We start from the raw sequence: 8,093 nt of genomic DNA on the forward strand, positions 1-8,093 counted from the left end.
GCAAATCCACAATGGGAGATCAGCAATGACGGGAAAAGAGAGCCTCTTCACAACTAAAAACACCATCTTTGCCGCCGTAATAGCATTTATCCTGCTTGCAATGGTAGTGATGACCGGTATGATGACGCCTCTTCTTGCCAGGATCCTCAGTGGCACAGAGCTTTCCCTGGGTTCTGATTACTTCAACCCCAGGACTGCCCTGCCTACCGTATTACTGATCATGATACTTACGATATGCTTACTCGTCAGTTCCGTCAGACCCCGCAGCTCATTGATGGCGACTGCTGCGTTTCTGTTACTTGTGGTGTCTGTTGTGGCCATATCCCCTTTTTCAAATACAGCTGTTGATATGGCTATAGCCCTCGTGATACCGGCTTTGATAGCCACGGCCTATAAAATATGGCTCACGGTCAGGGATAAGAAAGGGTATGGAAGATACAGGGGGCTTTCCGCTCATCTGATCCATCTTGGAATTTTATGTATCCTGCTGGGCGTAGTGCTTAGCTCCAATATGAAAATTGAGGATTCGGCAGTATTTGAGACCGGTAAAATGGGAGCCGGGAATATACAGGACTATACCCTCAAGATCACTTCAATGGCATCAAGGTTGGAAGGAGAGCCTTACCAGGACCGTCAGGCATCTTCCTACATCACCAGGATAGATTTTGACATATATGATCAGAACAGATACAAAAGAAGCGGCAGTGTGGAATATATCACTGACTTCAAATGGGGTCAAACATACACTACAACATACATCCATAGAGGACTTACCGAAGAACTGTTCATCGTCCCCAGGGCCCTTGATGAAGAGACTGGAGAAGTTGACATGTATGTACGTATAGTTCCTTTCATAAACCTTCTCTGGGGAGGCATTTATATGATGGCTCTGGGCATCATTGCTTTACTTATCGTGGAACATCGCAACCCCCGTGAGAGCATTGCAACAGTGCAGTCACCAGGAAGAGAAAAGGACCTGGCTTTCTTTGAAAAACGATACGAAAAAATAATGGAGCAGGAGCTCAGGAAACTGCGGTCCGGAAAAAGCGGAGGAGGAAGCACATGAATCCTGGGATGGTCCTGATCTGGCTGTCCCTTGTGACAGCTATAGGTGCTGTGCTTTCAGGGTACATGGGATATAGGAAGAGCAACATCTCTGTTGGTAAACTTTCACGCAAACTGGAAATAACGTGCCTGGTGCTCGCAGGATCCTCGATGCTGTTGCTGATGTACCACCTCTACACCATCAACGCCTCGTATTCATACGTGTTCGAGCATTCCAGCGCTGATCTTGAGTGGTATTACAGGCTATCGGCTTTATGGGCAGGCCAGGAAGGGTCGATGCTATTGTGGGCTGTTTCCATAATGACAATGCTTGTGATAGTAGAGCGTACCCACAATGCCACGCTTTCGGGGACTGCACTGATGCAGACCACACGCCTCATATCGCTGTCCATCGTCTGCGTGTTCCTGATACTGCTGGTACTAAAGAACCCATTTTCGGCATATCATGTGCTTTCCGATGGCAGTGTTGGGATCACTAACTGGAACCCGTTCGTGCAGATGTATGACGTTCCTTACGGCCAGGGCATGAACCCCCTGCTGCGTAACCCCTGGATGGCAGTGCACCCGCCCACGCTTTTCCTTGGATATGCCGCTTTCACGATACCATTTGCGGCTGCAATAGGCAACTTGCTGACACATGATAAAAGATGGGAAGCCATCGCCACGAACTGGATGAGGATCGCATGGCTGTTCCTCACACTGGGCATTGGCCTTGGAGGTTTCTGGGCCTATGAAGTGCTGGGATGGGGAGCATGGTTCTGGAGCTGGGACCCTGTGGAAACCTCATCGCTCATCCCCTGGATAACCGCAACGGCATATCTGCATGCCCAGCTGCGTTACAGGCACGGAGAATATGGATTTGTTGCACCTTTGCTTGCAGTAGCCTCTTTCATTCTGGTCGTATTCGCGACCTTTGTCACCAGAAGCGGCATGTGGGCCTCTGTACATTCCTGGCAGGACTTCACTGCCGAAAGCGGCATAATAGCATTATTTTTAAGCGTACTGATATTATCAAGTACATTCCTGCTTGCAAAGAGATATTTTGAAGAGGATTGAATAGTGGCAGAGCTGGATTTATTGGCTCAGAAGGTAAGTGTTAACCCTCACTGAAAGGCTTTGCCCTCAGCTCTCCGTTCTCCAGGACCAGTTGTTCGATCTTTCTTTCAGCCTTTGAAAGTTTCTGGCTGCAGACACGTGCGAACTTCATGCCCTGCTCAAAGGTCTCAAGGCTTTCATCGAGGGTCAGGTTGCCCTTTTCCAGCTTTTCCACCAGTCCTTCCAGCTGTTCAAGAGCGGTTTCAAAGCTCAGGCTTTCGCCCATGCTTTCTTCAGTGCGGTCTTCATTAGGACTTTCATCCATCTTCTTCCTCCTGCGTACCATTTTCTATCTCAACCTTTTCCGTAACATCACAAATTATAGTGCCGTCTGTGACCCTTAGATCAAGCCTGGAGCCTGCTTGCACATCATCGACACTCCTGACAACTGCCCCATCGGACATTGCTATGCAGTACCCTCTTTCCAGGGTATTGAGAGGGTTCACTGCGTTCATACGGCCTGCCAGCGCTCTAAGCAGCATTTCCCTAGACCCAAGGCCATAGTTGACATCCTTTTCCATTGATGCGACCAGCTCATCGATCCTTTGATAGCGCAGATCGATCATTTCCCGAAGCTTGTCCGGTTCCAGGGAATCATACAGATGATCAAGCCTGGAGTTAAGGTCTGCAATCTTACGAGTTGCAGCATACTCAAGCCTCTGGAGCATGGAATCCATGAACCTTTTGAGCTCCACTCTGTCAGGGACCACAAGTTCTGCTGCAGCAGAGGGTGTGGGCGCCCGCATATCAGCGGTGAAATCGGCAATGGTATAATCGGTCTCGTGACCCACAGCAGAAATCACCGGTATCCTCGAGTTGAAGATCGCTCTTGCCACGACCTCTTCGTTGAAGGGCCACAGGTCCTCCAGTGAACCCCCGCCTCTGCCAACTATAATAACATCCACATCTGCTTTGTTCAGAACCCCTATCGAATCAGCAATGCTTTGTGCAGCCGCATCCCCCTGCACCAGACAGGGAGCCAGCAGCACATGCACCGGATACCTTCTGCTCAGCACATTGATAACATCATGGATCGCGGCACCTGTAGGGGAAGTGGATATACCTATCCTTGAGGGGAACCTGGGTATAGGTCTTTTGCGGCTCTGCTCAAAAAGACCTTCAGCTTCCAGTTTCTTCTTAAGCTGTTCAAATGCCCTGAACATCTCGCCAATGCCATCCGGGCGCATGTCCAGGACTTTCAGCTGATATTGTCCCCTGACGGTGTACACGTCCACAGAAGCATACAGTATAACTGACATAGAATCCTCAGGATCGAACTTCAGGCTGCGATTGGTCTGCCTGAAACTTACACAGCTTATCTGGCTTCCCCTGTCCTTCAGTGTAAAATAATAATGGCCTGAGCTATGTTTCTTAAGGTTGGAGATCTCGCCCCGCACCCATACTTCCCGCAGCCTGGGATCATTGACCAGCAGAGACCTTATGGTTTCATTGAGCATTGAAACGCTAAATATGCCCATTGGATTCTCAGACATCATAGATGAGGAGGAATTCACTAGTATTTATGTTGATGCAAGGATAGTGAAAGTGTTAGTGTTTTATAATAATACCAACGTTTAAATAAGTTCATCCTAATTTAGAAATGTCAAATTGAGGGATAGAGAGATAGTTCTTACGTTTTACAGCTTTTCTGATACGGAGCTATGATCATGGCAAAGAATGCATTAATAACCGGAATTACTGGACAGGATGGTTCCTATCTTGCAGAGTTACTATACAATAAAGGATATAATGTGTATGGACTTGTGAGAAGGCTCAGCACTCCCAATACATCCCGGATAGACCACATCCTGAATAATGTCGAACTACTGCAGGGAGATCTTACTGACCAGTCTTCCCTGAGCGAAGCAATGCGCATCGCACAGCCTGAAGAAGTGTACAATCTTGCTGCTCAGTCCTTTGTGGGAACTTCGTGGAACCAGCCTGTACATACCGGAGATGTGACCGGCCTGGGAGTAGTGAGAGTGCTGGAAGCTGTAAGACATGTAGTGCCCGATGCGAGGGTTTACCAGGCATCATCCAGCGAAATGTTCGGCAAGGTACAGGAAACACCGCAGACCGAGGACACGAAGTTCTATCCCAGAAGCCCGTACGGAGTAGCTAAAGTATATGCATACTGGACATGCGTCAACTACAGGGAAAGCTACGGCATGCACATCAGCAACGGGATATTGTTCAATCATGAATCCCCACGCAGGGGCATTGAGTTCGTTACCCGGAAAATTACCGACAGTGTTGCGCGGATATACCACGGCCTGGAATCGGAACTGCGCCTTGGGAACCTTGATGCAAAAAGGGACTGGGGATTTGCAGGGGATTATGTGGATGCTATGTGGCGCATGCTTCAGCAGGATGAGCCCGGAGACTATGTCATAGCCACTGGCGAAACCCATTCTGTGGAGGAATTCGTACAGGAAGCATTCTCCATAGCTGGCCTGGACTGGAAAAAATACGTGGTCGTAGACCCAAAGTTCGTGAGGCCGGCAGAAGTGCAGTTACTATTGGGAGATCCATCCAAAGCAAAGAAGGTGCTTGGCTGGGAACCAAAAGTACACTTCAAAGAACTTGTCAAAATGATGGTGGAAGCTGACCTGGAGAGGCTGGAACCTGTTAGCAGGAAACACTGAACCTGGTTCATCTTTCATTTTTTATACATTTCAGGTAAGGATGGCAGTGCACCATCCTTAGAATTCACATGGCATTTTGAGGGAAGTGCCTTGTAGAAAAAAATGGAAAAAGTGAAAACATGGACGAGAATAGATTTCACGTAATGGTAGGCACAAAGGGACAGCTTATAAAAATGGCGCCCATTATGCTGGAAATGGACAGAAGGGGAATAAAATATAATTTCATCAATGCAGCCCAACATACAAAAATACTTTATGACATCATTGGCGTGTTTGGCCTGAAACAACCCGACATAGTACTTAATAAGAATAATAGAGATGTTGCCAATGTCCTGGACATGGCCTCCTGGCTCTCAAAGGTGACACTGAGTTCTTTTTCACAGGACGGCCTGCCTAAAAAGAATGACATTTGCCTGATCCATGGCGACCCTATACCTGCTTCTTTTGGTGCTGTTCTGAGCAAATTGCACCGGGCTAAGATCGCACACATCGAATCCGGAGAAAGGACACATAATATCTTTAATCCCTTTCCTGAAGAACTGTCCAGAAGGATGATCGACCGGATGGCAGACTATCTGTTCACCTCTTCTGAAGAGTCGTATAACAACGTCATTGAACAGGGAGTAAAAGGGGAGATAATCAATCTGGGATACAACACTGTGATCGATGCAATACGTTTTGCCATCGCTAACTCCCAGAAAGTGACTTTCAAACCTGAACCCGGATATGTGCTTGTCAATGTGCACAGGGTGGAGAACCTTTATTCAAAGGAAAGATTGGACATCATCATATCCACGGTCGAAAAGATAGCTAAGAGCGAAAGAGTGCTGATGATCATGCACGAGCCTTTAAAGAACAAGCTTATAAAGACCAATATGCTTGATACCCTTAAAGGCTATGAGAACATCCAGATGATACCTCTCCAGGACTATGTAACTAATATCAATCTGATAAAGAACAGCAAATACATAGTGAACGACGGAGGAGCACCGCAGCTTGAATCTTATTTCCTTAGCAGGCCCTGCCTGCTGATGAGAGGGTTCATGGAACAGAACGGCTACCCGAACGTATGCCTTTCAAGATATGATACCACCATCATAGATGATTTCCTGCTGAACTATAACGACTATGTGTTCGATGTGGATATCAATGCTCTCACGAGCCCTTCTAAGGAAATAGTCGATATATTAACAGAGAAAATGGCTCACCTGAAGAACACATGAAACTTAAAGGGAACTTATCGGCACTTGCGTTAATTCTGCTTCTGGCCCTGCTGTTCAATTACTATACCTATGTTAATAGTGAGGTCAGCTACAGGGTAGCTGATAGTCCGGACGAGAATCTGGCCCTTATTTTTTCAAAGCTCATCGCAGAGGATTCTTCTTTTATATGGCATTCTGAAATGAACGAGAGATACAATGTCAGTTATTTCAGGCCAAGGAATTCGATAGACATCGGCGGCAATAATTACATTGGGCCATACGTTGGCTTTCAGATGTTGCTCGCCACTGCAAGGTTGTATGGGCTTATAGATCACATAGTGCCTCTGGCAGGATGCATAGGCGTACTGTTCTTATATCTGCTCGTAAGGAACATATTCGACGAAAGAACCGCGATAATAGCGGCACTGCTATGGGGACTGAATCCCTCATATGTGTTCTTTTCCAATACGTACTACAGCAACATTCCTGCAGTGGCCTTTTCGATGATCGCTCTCTATTGCTTCCACAAGGGTATTCAAACCAGAAAGAACACGTACATTGGCTGTGCCGGCCTGTTCTGTCTTTATGCTGTTTTTACGCGAACTTCAGAAATAGTAATGTTCGGATCAATATTGATCGGCCTTCTTGCTGCAAGGTGGGGAATGACCAGAAAGGTACAGCTGAAAGAGATGATCATATTCGCCAGCATCTTTTTAGTGCTGCGTATATTGTGGACAGTGGCCAGCTCTTCCCTTAATGCACAGACCGTGGACATCAATACAGGAGGAGGAGGGATAGGGTACCAGTTTGAATATCTTAGGAACAACCTGGAGGTCTATGCCAGCTCTTTCATGGACTACATAGTAGGTTATCCACCTCTGCTTTTTGTTCTTGCCTGCTTTGGAGTGATATCAATATATTCCTCAAAGGACAAAATGCAGCGTTTCTTTTCGCTTTTTCTTATTGGCTTATTTATTCTATTCTTTGGCCTGTATGGTTTCAGAGGGGAGACCTGGGGATTTGAGAAACTATCCATAGATTCCTCTATGGCGCGTTACTTTTTGATCAACTATGCAATTATGAGCACATTTGCTGCTGTATATTTAACAGCTTTTTTCAGGAAACAAGACCATTCACGGATTGTTGCTTTGTTCTTGCTGCTCATACTGCTCACATCCACAACTACGATATTCGAGAGTGACAACAATCTGATAAAATCAAGAGATAGGTTGGATGGCTGGGGTGCACTGAACAGGGAAACGGTCGATGCCACACCTTCGAATGCTGTTATTTTCACCAGGGCCTTTGATAAGGTCTTTATGCTGGACCGTCAGATAGCTGTGTATAGGACAGAAGCAGAGATCAGGGCACAGCCTGACATGGCATATTGGTACACACCTGCGAATATAGAGAAAGACCTCTTACCACTCATAGATAGAATGATCTCTGATGGTATCCCGGTCTATGTTACACAGGAAGCTACAGAGCTCTTCCAGCATCTAGAGAAAGATAACAGATACAAGCTGACATCTGTCACAAGGAACAATATGATCTGGAAGATCGAGAAAATAAGTTAATTTGACTTTCATATCCTTTTTTCTGCAATACCGGAAGTATCCCGAATACGCCGTGCAGGCACTCCTGCATATACACCCGATGGATCAAGTTTGCCTTTTACTACAGCACCCGCAGCTATAATGCAATTATCTCCGATCTCTGTGCCAGGCAATATAGTGGAATTGGCCCCGATCCATACACCATTACCGATAATTACAGCCTCTCCAATGACAGTGCGTTCATCTTCACCTACGCGGTCCTTTTCCAGATGGGTGCTTGTGGTCACCAGCACATTAAAACCGATCGAGCAGTTGTCCCCAACCGATACACGACCGGAGCAATCGAACTGCACACCCCGGTTTATAAAGCAATTACTACCAATGGAAAGCTTCCTGAACGAATTGACATAAAGATTCTTTCTGATGCGTGTATTTTTCCCAACAATTGCTATCGTCCTGACCAATAAAGCTCTTATTACAGAGCATACGCTCATGTCTGGAAATAGATTAGCCAGAAAAAGGAATGTGTA

The 8,093-nt window shown here is 46.5% G+C and carries 7 protein-coding genes and 1 pseudogene; 5 read left to right on the forward strand and 3 right to left on the reverse strand.

What is annotated here, in order from left to right; translation table 11 throughout:
- Nucleotides 1–25 precede the first annotated feature (25 nt).
- Entirely contained in the window at nt 26–1,066 is a 1,041-nt protein-coding gene (locus tag A4E24_RS02325; RefSeq protein WP_292351302.1) for a cytochrome c-type biogenesis CcmF C-terminal domain-containing protein, read from the forward strand.
- The gene (gene ccsA / locus A4E24_RS02330) at nt 1,063–2,121 is read left to right on the forward strand and encodes a cytochrome c biogenesis protein CcsA (RefSeq protein WP_292351304.1); all 1,059 of its coding nucleotides are present in this window, start codon (nt 1,063–1,065) and stop codon (nt 2,119–2,121) included. The genes A4E24_RS02325 and ccsA overlap by 4 nt, the downstream gene beginning before the upstream one ends.
- A gap of 103 nt (nt 2,122–2,224) precedes the next feature.
- On the opposite strand, the pseudogene xseB reads toward ccsA, so the two are convergent.
- A pseudogene (gene xseB / locus A4E24_RS02335) lies at nt 2,225–2,446 on the reverse strand (exodeoxyribonuclease VII small subunit); the annotation flags it as partial.
- Nucleotides 2,418–3,656 (reverse strand): exodeoxyribonuclease VII large subunit, encoded by a 1,239-nt coding sequence (xseA, locus tag A4E24_RS02340; RefSeq protein WP_292351308.1) that lies wholly within the window; start codon nt 3,654–3,656, stop codon nt 2,418–2,420. The pseudogene xseB and the gene xseA, both read right to left, overlap by 29 nt.
- Nucleotides 3,657–3,827: 171 nt before the next feature.
- Between xseA and gmd the strand changes: the two genes are divergently transcribed.
- The 3 genes from gmd (at nt 3,828) to A4E24_RS02355 (ending at nt 7,584) form a co-directional block, all read left to right on the forward strand.
- A complete protein-coding gene (gene gmd, locus A4E24_RS02345; RefSeq protein WP_292351309.1) occupies nt 3,828–4,805 on the forward strand; it encodes a GDP-mannose 4,6-dehydratase in 978 nt (325 codons plus the stop codon).
- A 119-nt stretch (nt 4,806–4,924) separates the two neighbouring features.
- Complete coding sequence (locus A4E24_RS02350) at nt 4,925–6,028, forward strand: UDP-N-acetylglucosamine 2-epimerase (protein ID WP_292351311.1); 1,104 nt, start codon at nt 4,925–4,927, stop codon at nt 6,026–6,028.
- Nucleotides 6,025–7,584 carry a glycosyltransferase family 39 protein gene (locus A4E24_RS02355; RefSeq protein ID WP_292351313.1) on the forward strand — a complete coding sequence of 520 codons (1,560 nt, stop codon included), beginning with the start codon at nt 6,025–6,027 and terminating at the stop codon, nt 7,582–7,584. The genes A4E24_RS02350 and A4E24_RS02355 overlap by 4 nt, the downstream gene beginning before the upstream one ends.
- An 8-nt stretch (nt 7,585–7,592) precedes the next feature.
- Here the strand turns inward: A4E24_RS02355 and A4E24_RS02360 are convergent.
- Nucleotides 7,593–8,093: DapH/DapD/GlmU-related protein (locus A4E24_RS02360; protein ID WP_292351314.1), on the reverse strand; the 501-nt coding region annotated here is incomplete at its 5' end.

Origin of the sequence: Methanomethylovorans sp. PtaU1.Bin093 (assembly GCF_002067275.1) — an archaeon.
GTDB lineage: Archaea > Halobacteriota > Methanosarcinia > Methanosarcinales > Methanosarcinaceae > Methanomethylovorans.

Excerpts from the sequence above, each read along its gene's own strand:
- A4E24_RS02325 (WP_292351302.1), top strand. The coding sequence starts at position 26 with ATGACGGGAAAAGAGAGCCTCTTCACAACTAAAAACACCATCTTTGCC.
- ccsA (WP_292351304.1), top strand. The coding sequence starts at position 1,063 with ATGAATCCTGGGATGGTCCTGATCTGGCTGTCCCTTGTGACAGCTATA.
- xseA (WP_292351308.1), bottom strand. The coding sequence starts at position 3,656 with ATGATGTCTGAGAATCCAATGGGCATATTTAGCGTTTCAATGCTCAAT.
- gmd (WP_292351309.1), top strand. The coding sequence starts at position 3,828 with ATGGCAAAGAATGCATTAATAACCGGAATTACTGGACAGGATGGTTCC.
- A4E24_RS02350 (WP_292351311.1), top strand. The coding sequence starts at position 4,925 with ATGGACGAGAATAGATTTCACGTAATGGTAGGCACAAAGGGACAGCTT.
- A4E24_RS02355 (WP_292351313.1), top strand. The coding sequence starts at position 6,025 with ATGAAACTTAAAGGGAACTTATCGGCACTTGCGTTAATTCTGCTTCTG.